Here is a 19,883-nt window from a genome sequence, read left to right as displayed (position 1 = left end):
GGCAGGGGAGGGTGATAATGCTTATCTTGTCATCCATCGAATCACTGCCAGGAGCCTACGCCAGTGAGTACCAACGCCCTTCGCCCCGCCCGGGAACTGCTGCTCAAGGAATACCGCGGCGTGCTCTCGACCCACTCCAAATCCATGCCCGGCTACCCCTTCGGTTCCGTGGTTCCGTACTGCCTGGATGCCCAGGGGCATCCGCTGATCCTCATCAGCCGTATCGCCCAGCACACCCACAACTTGCAGAAAGACCCCAAGTGTTCGCTGCTGGTGGGGGAGCGTGACGCCGAGGATGTCCAGGCGGTCGGTCGCCTGACGGTCATGGCCGAAGCGCGCAAGCTGACCGACGAGGCGGCCATCGAAGCGGCGGCGGCACGCTACTACCGGTACTTCCCCGAGTCGGCCAACTACCACAAGGCCCACGATTTCGATTTCTGGGTGCTGCAACCGGTGCGTCATCGCTACATTGGCGGCTTCGGGGCGATCCACTGGCTCGACCAGGTCACCCTGGCCAATCCCTTCGCTGGGCAGGTCGAAGAAAGCATGATCGGGCACATGAACAGTGACCATGCCAACGCTATCGCACATTATGTGGAACTGGCGGGGTTACCGCATTCGGCGCACATGGTGGGTATCGATAGCGAAGGCATGCATCTGCGTATCGGTCAGGGTATCTACTGGTTGGCCTTCCCAAACACTTGCAACACCCCGACACAAGTGCGCGAAGCCCTGGTGCAGCTGGCCCGCGCCGACCAATGGCCGGTAGCGGATGAAGGCGAGGGTTGAAAACGCGAGGGCACGCATCCATCTGAAGGCCTAATAGGAAGATTCTCTTCCGTCGAGGAATGCTTGATGCGTGCTTTTCTATTGCTGTTTCTGATTTTTCCGGTGCTGGAGCTGTTCGTCTTCGTCAAGGTCAGCGCCGCCATCGGTTTCTTCCCGGCGCTGCTGCTGATCATCGCCGGTTCCGCCCTGGGCGTGTTGGTGATGCGCGTGGCCGGCCTGGCCACCGCTCTGCGTGCCCGTGAAAGCCTGCAGCGCGGCGAACTGCCCGCCGAGGACATGTTCCAGGGGCTGATGCTGGCTGTCGGTGGTGGCCTGCTGCTGCTGCCAGGCTTCATCAGCGACGTGCTGGGGGTGCTGTGCCTGTTGCCGTTCACCCGCCGCCTGGTGGCCGGCAAGCTGCGCCGCCGTGCCGAAGAGCAAACCCTGCGCCAGCGTGCGTTCCAGGATGACCCGTTCCAGGCCCAGCCGCGCGATGGCGGCCATCGCCCGAACGTGATCGAGGGTGAGTACGAGCGTCGCGACAAGTAAAAGTCATTCGTGGGCAAGCCCGCTCCCATAGGTATCTCACTGCCCCTGTGGGAGCGGGCTTGCCCGCGAATGGGCGGGTGAAATCCCGTCACTGAAACGGCGTGAAAAAAATTTGTTTTCAAAGCCTTGTAATTGAACCCGGCGACCTCATGTAGTGGTCACCGCAAGGTTTCCGGTGAGTTCACCGGGCATGACACACAGGGTTCGCGAAATGCGGGCCCTGACCGGCAACGCCGGACCGAATCAACCCGCCGGTGCTGACACCGGCCGATGAAAACCACAATTTGGGAGAGATCGACAATGAAGCTTCGTCCTCTGCATGACCGCGTCGTCATCCGTCGCAGCGAAGAAGAATCGAAAACCGCTGGCGGTATCGTCCTGCCGGGTTCGGCCGCTGAAAAACCAAACCGCGGCGAAGTCGTTGCTGTTGGCACCGGTCGCATCCTGGACAACGGCGAAGTACGCGCGCTGGCCGTGAAAGTGGGTGACAAAGTGGTTTTCGGCCCTTACTCGGGCAGCAACACCGTGAAAGTCGATGGCGAAGACCTGCTGGTCATGGCCGAGAACGAAATCCTGGCCGTCATCGAAGGCTGATTTCCCCCCGACTTCCCGTTATTCCAAAGAATTTCAAGGATTAAACGATCATGGCTGCTAAAGACGTAAAATTCGGCGATTCCGCCCGTAAGAAAATGCTGGTTGGTGTCAACGTTCTGGCTGACGCGGTAAAAGCGACCCTGGGCCCGAAAGGCCGTAACGTGGTCCTGGCCAAGAGCTTCGGCGCGCCGACCATCACCAAAGACGGCGTTTCCGTCGCCAAAGAGATCGAGCTGAAAGACGCCTTCGAAAACATGGGCGCCCAGCTGGTCAAGGAAGTTGCATCCAAGGCCAACGACGCTGCCGGTGACGGCACCACCACCGCTACCGTCCTGGCCCAGGCCATCGTCAACGAAGGCCTGAAAGCCGTCGCTGCCGGCATGAACCCGATGGACCTGAAGCGCGGCATCGACAAGGCTACCGCCGCCATCGTCGCCGAGCTGAAGAACCTGTCCAAGCCATGCGCCGACTCCAAGGCCATCGCCCAGGTAGGCACCATCTCCGCCAACTCCGACAATTCCATCGGTGAAATCATCGCCGAAGCCATGGAAAAAGTCGGTAAAGAAGGCGTGATCACCGTTGAAGAAGGCTCGGGCCTGGAAAACGAACTGTCCGTCGTAGAAGGCATGCAGTTCGACCGCGGCTACCTGTCGCCGTACTTCGTCAACAAGCCGGACACCATGGTTGCCGAGCTGGAAGGCCCGCTGCTGCTGCTGGTCGACAAGAAGATCTCCAACATCCGCGAACTGCTGCCCGTTCTGGAAGCCGTTGCCAAAGCCGGTCGTCCGCTGCTGATCGTTGCCGAAGACGTCGAAGGCGAAGCCCTGGCGACCCTGGTCGTGAACAACATGCGCGGCATCGTCAAGGTCGCAGCGGTCAAGGCACCTGGCTTCGGCGACCGCCGCAAGGCCATGCTGCAGGACATCGCCACCCTGACCGGCGGCCAGGTCATCTCCGAGGAAATCGGCCTGTCCCTGGAAACCGCCACCCTGGAGCACCTGGGTAACGCCAAGCGCGTCATCCTGTCCAAGGAAAACACCACCATCATCGACGGCGCTGGCGCCGACGGCGACATCGAAGCACGCGTCAAGCAGATCCGTGCCCAGATCGAAGAAACCTCTTCGGACTACGACCGTGAGAAGCTGCAAGAGCGTCTGGCCAAACTGGCTGGCGGTGTTGCGGTGATCAAGGTCGGTGCTGGCACCGAAGTCGAGATGAAAGAGAAGAAAGCCCGCGTTGAAGACGCCCTGCACGCCACCCGCGCAGCCGTCGAAGAAGGCGTGGTGCCTGGCGGTGGTGTGGCCCTGGTTCGCGCCCTGGCTGCCATTGCCGACCTCAAAGGCGACAACGAAGAGCAGAACGTCGGTATCGCCCTGCTGCGTCGCGCCGTCGAAGCGCCGCTGCGCCAGATCACTGCCAACGCCGGCGACGAGCCAAGCGTTGTCGCTGACAAGGTCAAGCAAGGTGCGGGCAACTTCGGTTACAACGCCGCCACCGGCGAGTACGGCGACATGATCGAGATGGGCATCCTGGACCCAGCCAAGGTCACCCGTTCGGCCCTGCAAGCCGCAGCTTCGATCGGCGGTCTGATGATCACCACCGAAGCCATGGTTGCCGACCTGCCGGAAGACAAGCCAGCTGCCGGCATGCCTGACATGGGCGGCATGGGTGGCATGGGCGGCATGATGTAAGCCACCCTGACCCCTGCTACAAAAAAAGCCCCGCCTAGTGCGGGGCTTTTTGTTGGCGTCCAACCCATCGCGGAAGAATCCGCCCCTGTAGGAGCGGATTCATCCGCGATCAGGCAACGCTGTTCTGAGGTGCTGCCGCAACCGCCACACCCCGGCGATACAGCACCAGGTAATACGACCCCAGCCCGATCAACCAGCAGAACACCGCCGTCCACACGTTGTGCGACAAAAAGTGCGCCCCCTGCATCATCCGCCCGACCGACAATACCGAGCCGGCCACGAACGCCAGTGCAAATGCCGCCCGTGCCAGGCGCGGACGCCGATCACGCAGCATGAAGAACAGGCCGAACAGGCAGAAACCGGTCGCTGCATGGCCACCCGGCCAGCACAGCCCGGGTTTGTCGGTGGGCGGGCGCGGCTCCAGCAGCTTGCTGTAGGTTTCCTTGCCGCCGTACTGGGTCAGGCTCCAGGGGCACTGCACCTGGGTTACTTTCTTCAAGGGCGTGACAAAGGCCGTCGACAGCCCCAGTGCCAGCACCAGGCAGCCCAGTTCACGGCGCCAGCCGAACAGCCGCTTCCAGAAGTAGCTCGCGGCGAACCCGGCCACGGCGATCAACCCGAAAGCGATTACCCCTTGCTTGACTCGGTCGTGCAGCACGGTCTCCAGCAGATAGCTGTGACGGCCGATGAATTCGCCGGCGGCCTGGTCGAAGAACAGGTCAGCCACGTCCAGGTCCAGCGAGGTCCATTCGAGCAGGATCAGGGCCACGGCCGTGATGAAGGGGATGCCCAGGTATAGCCACGGGTTGATCGGGCGAGGGCGGAGGGTTTCCGGCATGACAGCTCCAGAGGACTGAAAAAGACCGGGCATTGTCGGGCGCCCGCTATCCTGTGTCCGTGAAGGATCAGTGAAAAATCTGTCAAGTTCGGCGATTTCTCCGCAGGGCTGGTACGACGCGGGCGATGGCCTTAAGCTGCGCCTGCCGCGCCGCGAGCGAAGCGCCGCACAGGAGAACCCGATGCGCATTCTTTTGGTTGAAGACAACCGCGATATCCTGGCCAACCTGGCCGACTACCTCGGTATGAAGGGTTATACCGTCGACTGCGCCCAGGACGGTCTTTCCGGCCTGCACCTGGCCGCCACCGAACACTACGACCTGATCGTGCTCGACATCATGCTCCCGGGCATCGATGGCTACACACTGTGCAAGCGCCTGCGCGAGGATGCGCGCCGCGATACCCCGGTGATCATGCTCACCGCCCGCGATCAGCTGGACGACCGCCTGCAAGGGTTCCGCTCCGGCGCCGACGATTATCTGCTCAAGCCGTTCGCCCTGTCCGAGTTGGCCGCGCGCATCGAAGCGGTGCTGCGCCGTGCCCAAGGGGGCGGCCGGCGCACGCTGCAGGTCGCCGACCTGAGCTACGACCTCGATACGCTGGAGGTCACCCGCCAGGGCCGCCTGCTCAAGCTCAACCCTGTTGGCCTGAAGCTGCTGGCCGTGTTGATGCAGAAAAGCCCCCACGTGTTGCGCCGCGAAGTGCTGGAGGAAGCCCTGTGGGGTGATGACTGCCCGGACAGCGACAGCCTGCGCAGCCATGTCCACCAGTTGCGCCAGGTGATCGACAAACCGTTCGAGAAAGCCCTGCTGCATACCGTCCATGGCGTCGGCTATCGCCTCGCCGAGGGCCGCGATGGAGTTTAAGCAGAGCCTTGCTCAACGCATCATCATCGCTTTCGCCTTGATGAGCGCGCTGGTGGCCGGGGCATTCGCGTTCGGTATCGTCGCCACCGTCCACCTGGTCGAGGAGCGTTTGATCTCGTCGGTGCTCGGCGGTGACCTGCAGCGCCTGCTGCGCATGGACAGCGTCAGCGATTGGAGCCACCGGCCACGCCCGGACCAGTTGTTCTACTTCAGCGGCGGCCGCGATGACTTCGAGTTGCCCAAGGACCTGCGTCACCTCGATGCGGGTTTCCATGAAGTGTTCCGCGACCAGCTGTCGTACCACGCCATGGTCGAAATCGTCGATGGTCGCCGTTATGTATTGCTGCAGGACCAGAGCGATTTCGAGGAACGCGAGCGGGTCCTGTTCGCGGTGGTGGTGGTGGGTTTCGTGCTCAGCCTGGCGCTGGCGGTGATCCTCGGTTGGTTGCTGGCCCGCCGGGTGATGGCGCCAGTGATTCGCTTGGCCCGTCAGGTCCGCCATCGTGACCAGTTGCTCGGGTTGGCGCCACCCTTGGCGCCGGACTACGCCGCGGACGAGGTCGGCCAGTTGGCGGTGGCGTTCGACGACACCCTGGGGCGCCTGCGCGATGCATTGACTCGCGAGCGGTTGTTCACCAGTGATGTCAGCCACGAACTGCGTACACCGCTGATGGTGCTGGCCACCTCCTGTGAGCTGTTGATGGAGAACCCGAACCTGGACAGCCGTTCGCGCAGCCAGGTCGAGCGAATCGCCCGGGCCACGGAAGAGATGCGCGAATTGGTCAAGACCTTCCTCATGCTTGCCCGTGCCCAGCGTGATGAAGGTGCGGTGGCGTCCCGTGCGACCCTGCGTGAAGTCGCCGATGACCTGACCGGCGTATGGCGCGACACCATCGAGCAGAAGGGCCTGGCACTGCACTACGATGGCCGCGCCGGTGCCAGCCAGGTGTTGTACAACGCCACGTTCCTGCAATCGGTGATGGGTAACCTGTTGCGCAACGCCGCCCACTACACCGACAGTGGCTACATTCGCCTGAGCCTCGAGCCCGCAGGCTTCAGTGTCGAGGACAGCGGCGTGGGGATTCCCGAGGAGCAGCGCGAAGCGATGTTCCGGCCGTTCGTGCGTGGCGACGAGCGTCGCGGCGAGGGGCTGGGGTTGGGTCTGTCGCTGGTCCAGCGCATCTGCGATGACCAGGGTTGGCGGGTCACCCTGACGACGACGCTGCCCCATGGCTGCCGTTTCCAGGTGGACCTGAGCCAAGGGAAAACGGCGAATCTGGAGATGGATGGCGGCGAACAGGCATCGATCACTGATTAACTTCTTGTAACATCTGCGTTTTACACTGACAGATTTTTCACATCAGCATGACCTGACGCCAACGCTTGCCTACCTAAGGTGGGCGCATTGGAGTCAGGAGATGCCTTATGCGAAGCCCTATCAAACTCGAATTTTCCGACAAGTACGATCGGGATCATGCCCAGGAGTATTTCCGCAAGCACCAGGATGGCCTGGCCCGCCGTTTGTCGCACCAGCGTGATGAACAACTGGCCCGCCGTGCCTTGACCCTGGCGGGAGAGCCTGGGCTGGTCCTGGACCTGCCTTGCGGTGCCGGGCGCTTCTGGCCTTTGCTGGCGGAAAAACCCAACCGCGTGATCATCGGCGCCGATAATTCTGCGGCGATGATCGAGACAGCTTGTGCGGCGCAACCGCCAGAGGTGGTGGCACGGGTACGGCCTTTGCAAACATCGGCTTTCGCTATTGATCTGCCGGACAATTCGGTGGACAGCATCTTCTGCATGCGCTTGTTCCACCATATCGGCGATCCTGCTCATCGGCAGACTATTCTTTCTGAATTTCAAAGGGTTAGCCGCGATAGCGTAATCTTGTCGCTGTGGGTGGATGGCAACTTCAAGGCATGGCGGCGCAGAAAGCTGGAAGCACGGCGCAGCCAGCGGGCGGAGCAGGACAGCTACCAGAACCGGTTTGTGTTACCAGCGGCTACAGTAGAAGAAGAATTTGTTTCAGCTGGATTCAGAATTCAGGAACGACTCGACTTCCTGCCGTTCTATGCCATGTGGCGAGTGTATGTATTGCGCAAAGGGTAGGTATTGATGGCAGTGGTCCAGAGTGAGAGCAGACAGTTCGATTATTACTGGCAGCAGCAAGGGGAATGGGTCGAGGAACCCAACCAGCGGCGCGGCGGCGAGAGTGGTGTGCAGCGGTTGTCCACGGAAGCTGGGCAGACGCTATATGCCAAGCGTCAGGTTGGCCATATCTACCGGAGCCTGCTGCATCCGTTTGGTCGGCCCACGGTCTTGCGTGAACTCGACGCACTGAACAGTTTCGAGCAACTGGGTGTGCGCGTGCCCCGGATCGTCTACGCCGGCGCCGAGCGTGATGCCGATCATCAGTGGCGGGCCTTGCTGGTCAGCGAGGCCCTGGATGGTTTCGTCGAGCTCGACGCCTGGCATGCCGGCGGCGCCCGCGAGCGGTATCCACAAGCGGTGCATGAGCGCATGCTCAAGGACCTGGCTGACAACCTGGCGCGCATGCACCTGGGGCATTGGCAGCATGGCTGCCTGTACGGCAAGCATGTGTTCGTGAAGGTGATCGGCGAGGGTGAACAGGCCCGTGTCGAGGTGGCGCTGCTCGACCTTGAGAAGTGCCGGCGGCGTATCCGTTGCCAGCGTGCGGCGTACAACGACTTGCGTCAGCTACGTCGCCATTCGTCGTTGAACGAGGCGGAGTGGCGCAGCCTGCTCTATTTTTACCAGATGGCGTTTGGCAGCGCTGTCAAAGGGTTAGAGCAATGAAACTAGAAATCGCTCGAGCTTTGTTTTTCATCGGGGCGCTGGGGGTCACCACGGTGGCCGCGGCTGCCTGGGAGCAACCCAGGCCGATGGTGTTCAGCAAGGCCGAGGTGGGTGGGGCTTGTCCGTTGCCGCGGGTGGTGGTCAAGCCCGGGCAGGCGCGGGTCGAGCCGGACCATGATTTGCTGTTGTTTCTGTTTGGGATGAGGCAGGGGCTGCGGCCGTTCGGCTGAGGTCCTGCTGGATGCGGGCGTCAGGGGTTTTCAGGTTGTTCGACGCAAGCGTTGCAGCGCCTGTGAGATCGAGCGCCGCCCGCGCGGCGCATCGCGGATGAATCCGCTCCTACGTTGCAACGTGACCCTGCCTGATAGGCCGTGGTTGTCCTTCCTGTTTGTCCGACTTGATTTCCCGAATGGCGCTACCCGCCTGTAGGAGCGGATTCATCCGCGATGCGCCGCGCAGGCGGCGCTCGGTTTCAAGAACACCGCACTTCTGCAATCAAACGTCCACCTCAACCCTGAACCCGAATCCTTGCGTCAACGCCCCCAAACCCGCTATCGTCCACCGTCGCGATAAATTCATCCGATGATTGGACGTAATGCATGTCCCCCTTGATCAAACGCTCCCTGGTCGAGCAAGCCGTCGACCAACTCCGCGATCGCATCGCCAAGGGCACCTGGTCGGTAGGCCAGCGCCTGCCCACCGAACCCGAGCTGGCCAGCGACCTCGGCATCAGCCGCAATACCGTCCGCGAAGCCATGCGCGTCCTGGCCTTCAGCGGCCTGGTGGAGATCCGCCAGGGCGACGGCAGTTACCTGCGCACGGCCCAGGACCCGCTGCAGGCCGTCCAGGCCATGTCCAACTGCACCCTCGAGCATGCCCGCGAGACCCGCCACATCCTCGAGGCCGAAGCCATCGCCTTGGCCGCCCAGCGTCGCAGTGACCAAGACCTGCGTGAGCTGCGCCAGGCCCTGCAGCACAGCGCGGGCCATTTTCACGGCGACCTGGACACCTACGTCGCCTGCGACCTGGTGTTCCATCAACGCCTGGTCGACGCCGCCCACAACCCGGCACTCAGCGAGCTGTACCGCTATTTCTCCGGTGTGGTGGCCGCAACCCTGCAGCACAACATGGGGGACGTCCCCCGCAGCCAGGCCGTGCTCGACCTGCACTGGGACATTCTCGACGCCATCGAGCAACGCGATCCGCAGCGGGCCAAGCGCCTGAGCCGGACCCTCATCGAATCCTGACAGGGAATTGGTCATGCAACAGACCCGTAACACTCACCCCCGCGAAGCGGAACTCGACGAGTTGCTGATCGACGCCGAAGCCGATGACGAGCAGGTCCAGCAGCAGCCGGCAGCGGTACACCGCCCCTGGCTGCTGTTGCTCGGGCTGGTGCTGGTGGCGCTGAACCTGCGCCCGGCGCTGTCGAGCATGGCGCCGGTGCTTGGCCAGGTCGCCGAAGGGCTGGGGCTCAATGCCTCCCAGGCCGGCCTGCTGACCACGCTGCCCGTGCTGTGCCTGGGGCTGTTCGCGCCGCTGGCGCCAATCCTGGCGCGCCGATTCGGCAGTGAGCGGGTGATCTTCGGCATTCTCCTCACCCTGGCACTGGGCATCCTCGTGCGCAGCACACTCGGGGTGAGCGGCGTATTCCTCGGCAGCCTGATGGCGGGGGCGAGCATCGGCATCATCGGCGTCTTGCTGCCGGGCATCGTCAAACGCGATTTCCCACGGCATGCGGGCACCCTGACGGGGGTCTACACCATGGCCTTGTGCCTGGGGGCGGCCATGGCAGCGGGGGCGACCGTGCCGCTGGCGCAGCACTTTGACGGCAGTTGGGCCATGGGCCTGGGTGTCTGGATGTTGCCCGCGCTGCTGGCGATGCTGATGTGGCTGCCCCAGGCCCGCCAGGGCCATGGCCTGCACAAGGTGGCCTATCGCGTACGTGGCCTGTGGCGTGATCCGCTGGCCTGGCAGGTGACCCTGTACATGGGGCTGCAATCGTCGCTGGCCTATATCGTGTTCGGCTGGTTGCCGTCGATCCTGATCGGGCGCGGCTTGAGCCCCACCGAAGCCGGGCTGGTCTTGTCCGGCTCGGTGATCGTGCAACTGGCGAGCTCATTGAGCGCGCCCTGGCTGGCGACCCGTGGCAGGGATCAGCGCCTGGCCATCGTGGTGGTGATGCTGGTGACCCTCGCGGGGTTGTTCGGCTGCCTTTACGCACCCGTCGAAGGGCTGTGGGGCTGGGCGGTGGTACTCGGGCTGGGGCAGGGCGGTACCTTCGCCCTGGCGCTGACCTTGATCGTGCTGCGCTCGAAGGATGCTCACGTGGCTGCCAACCTGTCGAGCATGGCCCAAGGGGTGGGGTATACGTTGGCGTCGATGGGGCCGTTCGCCGTGGGGCTGGTGCATGACTTCACGGGAGGCTGGAACGCGGTGGGGTGGATCTTCACGGTGCTGGGGGCGGGAGCGATCCTGTTCGGGCTTGGCGCTGGGCGGGCGCTGCATGTCGGGGCCGTCAGCGAGAAACTCTGAAGCGGGCCTGCCCACCATTCATGGCGCAAATGGAGATGGCGCCATGGCTGGGCAGGGATTATCGTGCGGTTTTCGACCCAGTACGGACCGGCCCATGAGCGACGCCAACAGCGCCCTGATCACCCGTTTCTACCAGGCCTTCCAGCGCCTGGACGCCGAGGCCATGGTGGCCTGCTACAGCGACGATATCGTCTTCAGCGACCCGGTCTTCGGCACCCTGCGTGGCCAGGATGCCGGAGACATGTGGCGCATGCTCACCTCCCGCGCCAAGGACTTCACCCTGACCTTCGACAATGTCCGCGGCGACGGCGCGCATTGGGTCGCGACCTATCTGTTCAGCCAGACTGGCCGTGTGGTGGTCAACGACATCCAGGCGCGTTTCGTGATCCGTGACGGGCTGATCTGCCAGCATGACGACAGTTTCGACCTGTGGCGCTGGTCGCGCCAGGCTCTGGGCATGCCCGGCGTGCTGCTGGGCTGGACGCCGATGCTGCAGAACAAGGTGCGCCAGCAAGCGTTCAAAGGCTTGCGCGCATTCCAGCAGGCTCGTTGAGCGGGTAAGCTGACGGCCATCTTCAGCTGTATCGAATCGAGCCGTGAGCGAGACACCCATGACCCCCGAGTGCAAGCCCTGGTACGTGTACCTGGTACGGGCTGCCAATGGTTCGCTGTACTGCGGTATCAGTGACGATCCGCGGCGGCGTTTCATCAAGCATCAGAAGGGCCAGGGGGCTCGGTACTTCAAGACCAGCCCGGCGCAGGCACTGGTCTATGTGGAGCAGTGGCCGGACAAAGGCGAGGCCTTGCGCCAGGAGCGGTTGGTGAAGAAGCTGCGCAAATCGGCGAAGGAGGCCTTGGTTGCCTCCTACGCCAGTGCATGCATCACCCTGTAGGAGTGGCTTCAGCCACGATGCAGGCGACGGGGTGGATGGCACCGGCGTCGCCGGTGTTCGCGGCTAAAGCCGCGCCCACAGGTGTAATCAGTCCTTGCGCCGTTTCAGCTGGTCGATCAGCTGGGTTGGCAGGCCTTTGATCACCAGCGTGCCGGCCTCCTCGTCATACTCCACCTTCGAGCCCAGCAAATGCGCCTCGAAGCTGATCGACAGGCCTTCGGCGCGCCCGGTGAATCGGCGGAACTGGTTGAGGGTGCGTTTGTCTGCCGGGATCTCCGGCGACAGCCCGTAGTCGCTGTTGCGGATGTGGTCGTAGAACGCCTCGGGGCGGTCCTCGTCGATCAGGCTGGACAGCTCCTCGAGCGTCACCGGCTCGCCCAGCTTGGTCTGGGTGGTGGCGTAGTCGACCAGCGTCTGGGTCTTCTCCCGGGCGGACTCTTCCGGAAGGTCCTCTTTTTCGACGAAGTCGCTGAACGCCTTGAGCAAGGTGCGGGTTTCGCCCGGGCCATCGACCCCTTCCTGGCAGCCGATGAAATCGCGGAAGTAGTCCGAGACCTTCTTGCCGTTCTTGCCCTTGATGAACGAGATGTACTGCTTCGAGTTCTGGTTGTTCTTCCACTCGGACAGGTTGACCCTCGCCGCCAGATGCAACTGGCCAAGGTCGAGGTGGCGCGACGGGGTGACGTCGAGCTCGGCGTTCACCGCCACGCCTTCGCTGTGGTGCAGCAGGGCAATGGCCAGGTACTCGGTCATACCTTGCTGGTAGTGGGCGAACAGCACATGGCCGCCGGTGGACAGGTTGGATTCCTCCATCAGCTTCTGCAGGTGCTCGACGGCGACCCGACTGAAGGTAGCGAAGTCCTTTTCCTCGTCCAGGTACTGCTTGAGCCAGCCACTGAACGGGTAGGCGCCGGATTCGCCGTGGAAGAAGCCCCAGGCTTTGCCTTGCTTGGCGTTGTAGCTGTCGTTGAGGTCGGCCAGGAGGTTTTCGATGGCGTCGGACGCTGCCAGTTCGCTGTCGCGGGCATGGAGCACGGCGGGGCTGCCATCGGGCTTCTTGTCGATCAGGTGAACGATGCAATGACGGATTGGCATGGAAATCTCGGTGGTGTGGGCGGGGGAAAGCCGCGCTGCAAAAGGCGTTCAGTTTACCTCAGGGCAGGGGTGATGCAGTGGCCAGATGTTGGCGGAAATGCCGGTTGTTCGTTTTTTGTTCATTTTTTTGCGATTTTTCCGAAAACCCCCGAAAAACCTGCACAAAATCAATGTCGACAGCGGATATTTATCGATTCCTGTGGTAGCTTTGCGCGGTCTTGCGCCCCTTGTGTGGCGCATTGCTGGCAGCACGTTTGCGGGGTGTCGAACCAAACGCCGATTTGCGCATCTACATACGCGATCGACGCGGCCTCTGGATTGTCCCGGGCTGGCCCGACCACCGACCAAGCACGCTGCACAACCACTGAATTTGATAGGGAAGGAACATCAACATGGCACTGACCAAAGACCAACTGATTGCCGATATCGCCGAATCCATCGACGCGCCGAAAACCACCGCGCGCGCTGCCCTGGAGCAACTGGGCCAGATCGTCGCCGACCAACTGGAAAACGGCGCTGAAATCACCCTGCCAGGCATCGGCAAGCTGAAAGTCACCGAGCGTCCTGCCCGTACCGGCCGCAACCCTTCGACTGGCGCCGCCATCGAAATCGCTGCCAAGAAAGTCGTCAAGTTCGTTCCTGCCAAAGTGCTGACCGACTCGATCAACAAGTAATTGTTGATGCGTTGACGAAACCGCGCCCGGCTTGCCCGGGCGCGGTTTTTTCATGCCTGTGATTTACGCCGGGCGTGCCATGCCTGGCGGGCCGCGTCGTCGTGGAAGCTCCAGGCGACCATCCGGCTCTGCTTCTGGCCCTGGCCCATCTCGACGATGCGCAGGGCTTTCACGCCGGCCTTCTTCAAGGCGGCCTCTATGCCCGGCAGGTTGCTGGCCTTCGATACCAGGCTGGTGAACCACAGCACCTGTTCGGCGTATTGCGCGCTTTCGCCGACCAGTTGGCTGACGAAGCGAATCTCGCCACCTTCGCACCACAGCTCGTTGTTCTGCCCGCCAAAATTCAGCACCGGCAACTTGCGCTTGGGATCCTGCTTGCCGAGGTTCTTCCATTTGCGCTGACTACCACGGGTGGCTTCTTCGCGCGAGGCGTGGAAGGGCGGATTGCACAAGGTCACGTCGAAGCGCTCGTCCGCCAGCAGGAGCCCGGCGAGGATATGCTTGGGCTGGAGTTGCTGACGCAGGCCGATAGCCTTGTCGAGCTTGTTGGCCTGGACGATGGCCTTGGCCGAGGCCAGGGCGGTGGTGTCGATGTCCGAACCGACGAAGCGCCAGCGGTAGTCGCTGTGGCCCAGCAGGGGGTAGATGCAGTTGGCGCCGACACCGATGTCCAGGGCCCGCACCTGGGCGCCGCGAGGCACCTCGGCGGCGTTGTCCTCGGCCAGCAGGTCGGCCAGCACGTGGATGTAGTCGGCGCGGCCGGGGATCGGCGGGCACAGGTAGTCTGCCGGGATGTCCCAGTGCTGGATGCCGTACTGGGCCTTGAGCAGGGCACGGTTGAACACCCGCACGGCTTCGGGGTTGGCGAAGTCGATGCTGGGCTTGCCGTAGGGGTTGGTGATGGTGAAGCGGGCGAGATCCGGGTGCGCCTTGATCAGCGCGGGGAAGTCGTAGCGGCCCTGGTGGCGGTTGCGTGGGTGCAGGGTGGGTTTGTCCTGGGTCATGGATGACTCCGATAAAGCGTCGCTGGCTGGATGGGGCCGCTGTGCGGCCCTATCGCGACACAAGGCCGCTCCCACAGGATAAAGGCGCCTTTGGGTATGGCGTCGTCCTGTGGGAGCGGCCTTGTGTCGCGATCGAGGGCGAAGCCCTCGCCGGTCAGTCAGCGATGTAAATGATTACAGCGCAGCGATCCGCGCATGCTGCTCGGTGAAGTTGGCCAGGGCCTGCTCCGACTCGGCCAGCTTGGCACGTTCCTTCTCGATCACCGCAGGCGGGGCCTTGTCGACGAAGGCGGCGTTGGACAGCTTGCCACCGACGCGCTGGACTTCGCCCTGCAGGCGCTGGATCTCTTTGCTCAGGCGCGCCAGCTCCGCGTCCTTGTCGATCAGGCCGGCCATGGGTACCAGCACCTGCAGATCACCCACCAGCGCGGTGGCCGACAACGGCGCCTCATCCTGCTCGCCCAGCACGGTGAACGACTCGACCTTGGCCAGTTTCTTCAGCAGGGCTTCGTTTTCCTGCAGGCGACGCTGGTCGTCGGCGTTGGCGTTCTTCAGGAACAGCGGCAGCGGCTTGCCCGGGCCGATGTTCATTTCGGCGCGGATGTTGCGCAGGCCGACCATCAGCTCCTTGAGCCACTCGATGTCGCCTTCGGCGGCGGCGTCGATGCGGCTTTCGTTCGCTTCAGGCCACGGCTGCAGCATGATGGTCTTGCCTTGGATGCCGGCCAGCGGCGCGATGCGCTGCCAGATCTCTTCGGTGATGAACGGCATGAACGGGTGGGCCAGGCGCAGGGCGACTTCCAGCACGCGCACCAGGGTGCGGCGGGTGCCACGGGCACGTTCGACCGGGGCGTTCTCGTCCCACAGCACGGGTTTGGAGAGCTCCAGGTACCAGTCGCAGTACTGGTTCCAGATGAACTCGTACAGCGCCTGGCTGGCCAGGTCGAAGCGGAACTGCTCGAGCTGGCGGGTCACTTCGGCTTCGGTACGCTGCAGCTGCGAGATGATCCAGCGGTCGGCCAGCGACAGCTCGTAGGCCTCGCCGTTCTGGCCGCAGTCCTCGCCCTTGTCCAGCACGTAGCGGGCGGCGTTCCAGATCTTGTTGCAGAAGTTGCGGTAGCCTTCGACGCGGCCCATGTCGAACTTGATGTCGCGGCCGGTGGAGGCCAGCGAGCAGAAGGTGAAGCGCAGGGCGTCGGTGCCGTAGCTGGCGATGCCTTCCGGGAACTCGGCCTTGGTCTGCTTGGCGATCTTCTCGGCCAGCTTCGGTTGCATCATGCCGCTGGTGCGTTTTTCCAGCAGGGCGTCGAGGGTGATGCCGTCGACGATGTCCAGCGGGTCGAGGACGTTGCCCTTCGACTTGGACATCTTCTGGCCCTGGCCGTCGCGCACCAGGCCGTGCACGTAGACGGTCTTGAACGGTACCTGCGGGGTGCCGTCCTCGTTCTTGATCAGGTGCATCGTCAGCATGATCATCCGGGCGACCCAGAAGAAGATGATGTCGAAGCCGGTGACCAGCACGTCGGTGGAGTGGAACTTCTTCAGGAACTCGGTCTGTTCCGGCCAGCCGAGGGTGGAGAAAGTCCACAGGCCCGAGCTGAACCAGGTGTCGAGCACGTCGTCGTCCTGGCGCAGTTTCACCTCGGCGCCCAGCTGGTGCTTGGCGCGCACTTCGGCTTCGTCGCGGCCGACATAGACCTGGCCGGCTTCGTCGTACCAGGCCGGGATGCGGTGGCCCCACCACAGCTGGCGGCTGATGCACCAATCCTGGATATCGCGCATCCAGGAGAAATACATGTTCTCGTACTGTTTCGGTACGAACTGGATGCGGCCGTCTTCCACGGCGGCGATGGCAGGTTCGGCCAGCGGCTTGGTGGAGACGTACCACTGGTCGGTCAGCCACGGCTCGATGACGGTGCCGGAACGGTCGCCTTTCGGAACTTTCAGGGCATGGTCGTCGATGCTGACCAGCAAGCCTTGCGCGTCCAGGTCCGCGACCATCTGCTTGCGCGCGACGAAGCGGTCGAGGCCGGCGTACTGGGCCGGCAGCGAAGTGTCGATGTTCTCGTTGACACTGCCGTCGAGGTTGAACGCCTGCACGGCGGCGAGCACGGTGGCATTCTTGTCGAAGATATTGAGCAGCGGCAGGTTGTGGCGCTTGCCGACTTCATAGTCGTTGAAGTCGTGGGCCGGGGTGATCTTCACGCAGCCGGTGCCGAACTCGGGGTCGCAGTAGTCGTCGGCGACGATCGGGATGCGGCGGCCGACCAGTGGCAGTTCGACGAACTTGCCGATCAGTGCCTGGTAGCGCTCGTCGCTCGGGTTGACCGCGACGGCGACGTCACCGAGCAGGGTTTCCGGACGGGTGGTGGCGACCACCAGGTGGTCCTTGCCTTCGGCGGTCTTGGCGCCGTCGGCCAGTGGGTAGCGCAGGTTCCACAGGTGGCCCTTCTCGTCGTGGTTCTCCACTTCGAGGTCGGAAATCGCCGTGTGCAGTTTGGTGTCCCAGTTGACCAGGCGCTTGCCGCGGTAGATCAGGCCATCCTCGTGCAGGCGCACGAAGGCTTCCTTGACCGCTTCGGACAGGCCGTCGTCCATGGTGAAGCGCTCGCGGCTCCAATCCACCGACGAGCCCAGGCGGCGGATCTGGCGGCTGATGTTGCCGCCGGACTGATCCTTCCACTCCCAGACCTTTTCCAGGAACTTGTCGCGGCCCAGGTCATGGCGGTTCTGGCCTTTCGCCTCGAGCTGGCGCTCCACCAGCATCTGGGTGGCGATGCCGGCGTGGTCGGTGCCCGGCTGCCACAGGGTGTCGCGACCCTGCATGCGGCGGAAGCGGATCAGCGCGTCCATGATCGCGTTGTTGAAACCGTGACCCATGTGCAGGCTGCCGGTCACGTTCGGCGGCGGGATCATGATGGTGTACGAGTCGCCAGCACCTTGTGGGGCGAAATAGTTCTCGGACTCCCAGGTGTTGTACCAGGAAGTTTCGATGGCGTGCGGCTGGTAGGTCTTATCCATGCGCGGCGGGACCCTTAGGCATTAATTCGGGAAAGCCGGGAAGTATAACGGAGCCGCGAGTTTCAAGCGACAAGCTGCAAGACGCGATGGAGGAGTGGGCGACGCAGTAGCAGTCGATGGCCCTTTCGCGGGTTTACCCGCGAAGGACGCACCGCAGGGGCGGGTTTTACTCGGAGCGCTTGAGCAAACGCTCCAGCCGCGCATCGAGGCGGCGTTTGATCTCGGTCTCGATGTGCGGGGTGAAGTCGTTGATCACGTCCTGCATGATCAACTGCGCGGCGGCGCGCAGTTCGCTGTCCAGGTGCAGCAGGGTGTCCTGGCGGCGGGCCTGGGCATCCTCCTCGGGCGCAGGCGCTGGCGCGGCCTCGACGACCGGCGGCGCGGCAGCGGCGGGCTCGTCGAGCAACAGGGGGATCTGCTCCACCGTCTCGGTCAGCAGCGGCGGTTGCAGGTTGGCGTCTCCCAGCAGCTCGCGGATCGATTCGAGATCGTCGAGCAGGTGGGCGGAATGGGTGAGGCTGGTCAGCTGCTTGTCCATCGTCGTCAAAGTCGCTGTAAGCGGTGGTCTTGCAGAGCATAGCCCTGTTCGCGGTAGAAACGGAATCGCTCGCGTGCGGCCAGGCGGATGGCCGGTTCCTCGACGACGATCTCGGCGACCCGTTCGAACTGGCCGACGAACCCGGGGACGTCGCCGCCCAGGTTGATCAGCAGGTCGCGGTGTTCACCGGCGTCGTTGCCGAGCCCAAGGGCCACGCTGGCATCCTTGTGCGCCTCGGCGTGGTCGTGGGGGATGAAGGCCTCGCCCTTGAACCGCCACAGGCGTTCATCCAGTTCGAGGCGCTGGGCCTCGTCCTGGCAGTGCAGGTAGACCCGGTGCCCCAGGCGCCAGGCCTTCTCGCAGAGTTTGCAGGCGAAATCCAGCCGCGCCGACAGCGAGTCGGTGGGCAGGATGTAGAAATCGACTTGGCTCATGGTTCGGTCTGCCGGCCGGTGACGCCAGGGCGCCACCGGCGTGGGGCATCAGGCGCCAGCGCGGTCCAGCAGGTACTGAGTCAGCAGCGGGACCGGACGGCCCGAGGCGCCTTTGTCCTTGCCGCCGCTGATCCAGGCGGTGCCGGCGATGTCCAGGTGTGCCCAGTTGTAAGCCTTGGCGAAGCGCGACAGGAAGCAGCCAGCGGTGATGGTGCCGGCCTTCGGGCCGCCGATGTTGGCGATGTCGGCGAACGGGCTGTCCAGTTGCTCCTGGTACTCGTCGAACAGCGGCAGCTGCCAGGCGCGGTCGTCGGCGCGCTTGCCGGCGTCCAGCAGTTGGCCGAGCAGCTCGTCGTTGTTGCCCATCAGGCCGGAGGTGTGGCTGCCCAGGGCGACGATGCAGGCGCCGGTCAGGGTGGCGATGTCGATCACCGCCTGGGGCTTGAAGCGCTCGGCGTAGGTGAGGGTGTCGCACAGCACCAGGCGGCCTTCGGCGTCGGTGTTGAGGATCTCGACGGTCTGCCCGCTCATGGTGGTGACGATATCGCCCGGGCGGGTGGCGCCACCGCTCGGCATGTTCTCGGCGCAGGCCAGCAGGCACACCAGGTTGATCGGCAGTTGCAGTTCGAGCACGGCGCGCAGGGTGCCGAACACGCTGGCGGCACCGCACATGTCGTACTTCATCTCGTCCATGCCGGCACCGGGCTTGAGGCTGATGCCGCCGGTGTCGAAGGTGATGCCCTTGCCCACCAGCACGAACGGTTTGTCGCTCTTCTTGCCGCCCTGGTAGTTGAGCACGATCAGGCGTGGTGGCTGGTCGCTGCCCTGGCCCACGGCGTAGAACGCGCCCATGCCCAGTTCCTTGATCTTCTTCTCGTCCAGCACGTCGACCTTGAGGCCTTTGTGCGCCTTGCCCAGGCCCTTGGCCTGTTCAGCCAGGAAGCTTGGGTGGCAGACGTTCGGCGGCAGGTTGCCCAGGTCGCGGGTGAAGGCCATGCCGGTGGCGATGGCGCTGGCGTGCTTCACGGCGCGTTCGGCTTCGGCAAGGCCTGCCTTGTCAGCCAGCAGGGTGATCTTCTTCAGGGCGCGCGGTTCTGCTTTCTGGCTCTTGTAGCGGTCGAACACATAGTCGCTGTCGAGCAGGGTTTCGGCCAGCAGGCGGAACTTGCCATAGTGGCCTTCACGGCCGGTCACGGCGATGTCGTCCAGGGCCAGCACCGCGTCGCTGCCGCCCAGGCCCTTGAGCACGCCGGCGACGCTGGCGGCCAGCTTGCGCCAGGCGCGGTCACCGAGTGCCTCGTCCTTGCCGCTACCCACCAGCAGCACGCGCTCGGCTTTCAGGCCCGACACGCTGTGCAGCAGCAGGGTCTGGCCCGGCTTGCCGGCCAGGTCGCCGCGCTTGAGCACGGTGCTGATGGCGCCCTCGCTGGCCAGGTCGACGGCCTTTGCAGTGGCGCCGAGCTTGCGCCCTTCACCGACCGGTACAACCAGTGTCGCGGTCTTGACGGATACAGCGGCTACGCTTTTTACAACCAATTCCATGTCTGGGGTCCCCGAATGATCTGTCAGT

Annotated in this window: 21 protein-coding genes; 14 read left to right on the top strand and 7 right to left on the bottom strand. The window is 63.6% G+C overall.

Going from position 1 to position 19,883, the window contains the following annotated elements:
• The first annotated feature begins 63 nt into the window (after window positions 1-63).
• The 4 genes from JYG34_RS21200 (at window position 64) to groL (ending at window position 3,602) form a co-directional block, all read left to right on the top strand.
• The gene (locus JYG34_RS21200) at window positions 64-789 is read left to right on the top strand and encodes a HugZ family protein (RefSeq protein WP_213658204.1); all 726 of its coding nucleotides are present in this window, start codon (window positions 64-66) and stop codon (window positions 787-789) included.
• A gap of 66 nt (window positions 790-855) precedes the next feature.
• Entirely contained in the window at window positions 856-1,317 is a 462-nt protein-coding gene (locus JYG34_RS21195; protein ID WP_011535515.1) for an FxsA family protein, read from the top strand.
• Window positions 1,318-1,617: 300 nt separating this feature from the next.
• Complete coding sequence (locus JYG34_RS21190; protein ID WP_003260750.1) at window positions 1,618-1,911, top strand: co-chaperone GroES; 294 nt, start codon at window positions 1,618-1,620, stop codon at window positions 1,909-1,911.
• Between the two features lie 50 nt (window positions 1,912-1,961).
• A complete protein-coding gene (groL, locus tag JYG34_RS21185) occupies window positions 1,962-3,602 on the top strand; it encodes a chaperonin GroEL (protein ID WP_213658203.1) in 1,641 nt (546 codons plus the stop codon).
• Between the two features lie 109 nt (window positions 3,603-3,711).
• Here groL and JYG34_RS21180 read toward each other — a convergent pair whose 3' ends face one another.
• Window positions 3,712-4,440 (bottom strand): phosphatase PAP2 family protein, encoded by a 729-nt coding sequence (locus JYG34_RS21180; RefSeq protein ID WP_213658202.1) that lies wholly within the window; start codon window positions 4,438-4,440, stop codon window positions 3,712-3,714.
• Window positions 4,441-4,621: 181 nt separating this feature from the next.
• Here JYG34_RS21180 and colR point away from each other — a divergent pair, with 181 nt between their 5' ends.
• The 9 genes from colR (at window position 4,622) to JYG34_RS21135 (ending at window position 11,547) form a co-directional block, all read left to right on the top strand.
• Window positions 4,622-5,305, top strand: coding sequence for a two-component system response regulator ColR (gene colR / locus JYG34_RS21175; RefSeq protein WP_213658201.1), 684 nt, complete (start codon window positions 4,622-4,624; stop codon window positions 5,303-5,305).
• Window positions 5,295-6,623: a sensor histidine kinase gene (locus JYG34_RS21170; RefSeq protein ID WP_213658200.1), complete on the top strand. Its 1,329-nt coding sequence runs from the start codon at window positions 5,295-5,297 to the stop codon at window positions 6,621-6,623. The genes colR and JYG34_RS21170 overlap by 11 nt, the downstream gene beginning before the upstream one ends.
• Before the next feature lie 107 nt (window positions 6,624-6,730).
• Window positions 6,731-7,411, top strand: coding sequence for a class I SAM-dependent methyltransferase (locus JYG34_RS21165; RefSeq protein WP_213658199.1), 681 nt, complete (start codon window positions 6,731-6,733; stop codon window positions 7,409-7,411).
• A 6-nt stretch (window positions 7,412-7,417) separates the two neighbouring features.
• Window positions 7,418-8,119: a lipopolysaccharide kinase InaA family protein gene (locus JYG34_RS21160; protein WP_213658198.1), complete on the top strand. Its 702-nt coding sequence runs from the start codon at window positions 7,418-7,420 to the stop codon at window positions 8,117-8,119.
• Window positions 8,116-8,349: a hypothetical protein gene (locus tag JYG34_RS21155; RefSeq protein WP_213658197.1), complete on the top strand. Its 234-nt coding sequence runs from the start codon at window positions 8,116-8,118 to the stop codon at window positions 8,347-8,349. The genes JYG34_RS21160 and JYG34_RS21155 overlap by 4 nt, the downstream gene beginning before the upstream one ends.
• A 369-nt stretch (window positions 8,350-8,718) precedes the next feature.
• Complete coding sequence (locus JYG34_RS21150; protein WP_213658196.1) at window positions 8,719-9,366, top strand: FadR/GntR family transcriptional regulator; 648 nt, start codon at window positions 8,719-8,721, stop codon at window positions 9,364-9,366.
• A gap of 13 nt (window positions 9,367-9,379) precedes the next feature.
• Window positions 9,380-10,654 carry a CynX/NimT family MFS transporter gene (locus JYG34_RS21145; protein WP_213658195.1) on the top strand — a complete coding sequence of 425 codons (1,275 nt, stop codon included), beginning with the start codon at window positions 9,380-9,382 and terminating at the stop codon, window positions 10,652-10,654.
• Window positions 10,655-10,748: 94 nt separating this feature from the next.
• Window positions 10,749-11,207, top strand: a complete 459-nt coding sequence (locus tag JYG34_RS21140; protein ID WP_213658194.1) for a nuclear transport factor 2 family protein — start codon at window positions 10,749-10,751, stop codon at window positions 11,205-11,207.
• Between the two features lie 58 nt (window positions 11,208-11,265).
• Window positions 11,266-11,547, top strand: a complete 282-nt coding sequence (locus JYG34_RS21135) for a GIY-YIG nuclease family protein (RefSeq protein ID WP_213661237.1) — start codon at window positions 11,266-11,268, stop codon at window positions 11,545-11,547.
• An 87-nt stretch (window positions 11,548-11,634) separates the two neighbouring features.
• On the opposite strand, the gene yejK is transcribed toward JYG34_RS21135, so the two are convergent.
• Window positions 11,635-12,642 carry a nucleoid-associated protein YejK gene (gene yejK / locus JYG34_RS21130; protein ID WP_213658193.1) on the bottom strand — a complete coding sequence of 336 codons (1,008 nt, stop codon included), beginning with the start codon at window positions 12,640-12,642 and terminating at the stop codon, window positions 11,635-11,637.
• Window positions 12,643-13,034: 392 nt separating this feature from the next.
• Here yejK and JYG34_RS21125 point away from each other — a divergent pair, with 392 nt between their 5' ends.
• Window positions 13,035-13,316: an HU family DNA-binding protein gene (locus tag JYG34_RS21125; protein WP_134691715.1), complete on the top strand. Its 282-nt coding sequence runs from the start codon at window positions 13,035-13,037 to the stop codon at window positions 13,314-13,316.
• A gap of 50 nt (window positions 13,317-13,366) precedes the next feature.
• Here the strand turns inward: JYG34_RS21125 and rlmF are convergent, their stop codons facing one another.
• The 5 genes from rlmF to JYG34_RS21100 all read right to left on the bottom strand — a co-directional run bounded on the left by rlmF (window position 13,367) and on the right by JYG34_RS21100 (window position 19,855).
• Complete coding sequence (rlmF, locus tag JYG34_RS21120; RefSeq protein ID WP_213658192.1) at window positions 13,367-14,320, bottom strand: 23S rRNA (adenine(1618)-N(6))-methyltransferase RlmF; 954 nt, start codon at window positions 14,318-14,320, stop codon at window positions 13,367-13,369.
• Between the two features lie 174 nt (window positions 14,321-14,494).
• Window positions 14,495-17,341 carry a valine--tRNA ligase gene (locus JYG34_RS21115; protein WP_213658191.1) on the bottom strand — a complete coding sequence of 949 codons (2,847 nt, stop codon included), beginning with the start codon at window positions 17,339-17,341 and terminating at the stop codon, window positions 14,495-14,497.
• Between the two features lie 166 nt (window positions 17,342-17,507).
• Window positions 17,508-17,879, bottom strand: a complete 372-nt coding sequence (locus tag JYG34_RS21110) for a DNA polymerase III subunit chi (RefSeq protein ID WP_213658190.1) — start codon at window positions 17,877-17,879, stop codon at window positions 17,508-17,510.
• 5 nt (window positions 17,880-17,884) lie between these two features.
• Window positions 17,885-18,313: a DNA polymerase III subunit chi gene (locus JYG34_RS21105; RefSeq protein ID WP_213658189.1), complete on the bottom strand. Its 429-nt coding sequence runs from the start codon at window positions 18,311-18,313 to the stop codon at window positions 17,885-17,887.
• Window positions 18,314-18,361: 48 nt separating this feature from the next.
• Window positions 18,362-19,855, bottom strand: coding sequence for a leucyl aminopeptidase (locus tag JYG34_RS21100; protein WP_213658188.1), 1,494 nt, complete (start codon window positions 19,853-19,855; stop codon window positions 18,362-18,364).
• Window positions 19,856-19,883 lie beyond the last annotated feature (28 nt).

This window comes from Pseudomonas entomophila, assembly GCF_018417595.1.
Classification (GTDB): Bacteria; Pseudomonadota; Gammaproteobacteria; order Pseudomonadales; family Pseudomonadaceae; genus Aquipseudomonas; species Aquipseudomonas entomophila_C.
Note: the sequence above shows the minus strand (reverse complement) of the source record. Positions and strands in the feature narration are given on the sequence as shown.

Bases quoted from the DNA above. Each gene is read 5' to 3' on its own strand.
- JYG34_RS21195 (WP_011535515.1), top strand. From the start codon at position 856: ATGCGTGCTTTTCTATTGCTGTTTCTGATTTTTCCGGTGCTGGAGCTG.
- JYG34_RS21190 (WP_003260750.1), top strand. From the start codon at position 1,618: ATGAAGCTTCGTCCTCTGCATGACCGCGTCGTCATCCGTCGCAGCGAA.
- groL (WP_213658203.1), top strand. From the start codon at position 1,962: ATGGCTGCTAAAGACGTAAAATTCGGCGATTCCGCCCGTAAGAAAATG.
- JYG34_RS21180 (WP_213658202.1), bottom strand. From the start codon at position 4,440: ATGCCGGAAACCCTCCGCCCTCGCCCGATCAACCCGTGGCTATACCTG.
- colR (WP_213658201.1), top strand. From the start codon at position 4,622: ATGCGCATTCTTTTGGTTGAAGACAACCGCGATATCCTGGCCAACCTG.
- JYG34_RS21170 (WP_213658200.1), top strand. From the start codon at position 5,295: ATGGAGTTTAAGCAGAGCCTTGCTCAACGCATCATCATCGCTTTCGCC.
- JYG34_RS21165 (WP_213658199.1), top strand. From the start codon at position 6,731: ATGCGAAGCCCTATCAAACTCGAATTTTCCGACAAGTACGATCGGGAT.
- JYG34_RS21160 (WP_213658198.1), top strand. From the start codon at position 7,418: ATGGCAGTGGTCCAGAGTGAGAGCAGACAGTTCGATTATTACTGGCAG.
- JYG34_RS21155 (WP_213658197.1), top strand. From the start codon at position 8,116: ATGAAACTAGAAATCGCTCGAGCTTTGTTTTTCATCGGGGCGCTGGGG.
- JYG34_RS21150 (WP_213658196.1), top strand. From the start codon at position 8,719: ATGTCCCCCTTGATCAAACGCTCCCTGGTCGAGCAAGCCGTCGACCAA.
- JYG34_RS21145 (WP_213658195.1), top strand. From the start codon at position 9,380: ATGCAACAGACCCGTAACACTCACCCCCGCGAAGCGGAACTCGACGAG.
- JYG34_RS21140 (WP_213658194.1), top strand. From the start codon at position 10,749: ATGAGCGACGCCAACAGCGCCCTGATCACCCGTTTCTACCAGGCCTTC.
- JYG34_RS21135 (WP_213661237.1), top strand. From the start codon at position 11,266: ATGACCCCCGAGTGCAAGCCCTGGTACGTGTACCTGGTACGGGCTGCC.
- yejK (WP_213658193.1), bottom strand. From the start codon at position 12,642: ATGCCAATCCGTCATTGCATCGTTCACCTGATCGACAAGAAGCCCGAT.
- JYG34_RS21125 (WP_134691715.1), top strand. From the start codon at position 13,035: ATGGCACTGACCAAAGACCAACTGATTGCCGATATCGCCGAATCCATC.
- rlmF (WP_213658192.1), bottom strand. From the start codon at position 14,320: ATGACCCAGGACAAACCCACCCTGCACCCACGCAACCGCCACCAGGGC.
- JYG34_RS21115 (WP_213658191.1), bottom strand. From the start codon at position 17,341: ATGGATAAGACCTACCAGCCGCACGCCATCGAAACTTCCTGGTACAAC.
- JYG34_RS21110 (WP_213658190.1), bottom strand. From the start codon at position 17,879: ATGGACAAGCAGCTGACCAGCCTCACCCATTCCGCCCACCTGCTCGAC.
- JYG34_RS21105 (WP_213658189.1), bottom strand. From the start codon at position 18,313: ATGAGCCAAGTCGATTTCTACATCCTGCCCACCGACTCGCTGTCGGCG.
- JYG34_RS21100 (WP_213658188.1), bottom strand. From the start codon at position 19,855: ATGGAATTGGTTGTAAAAAGCGTAGCCGCTGTATCCGTCAAGACCGCG.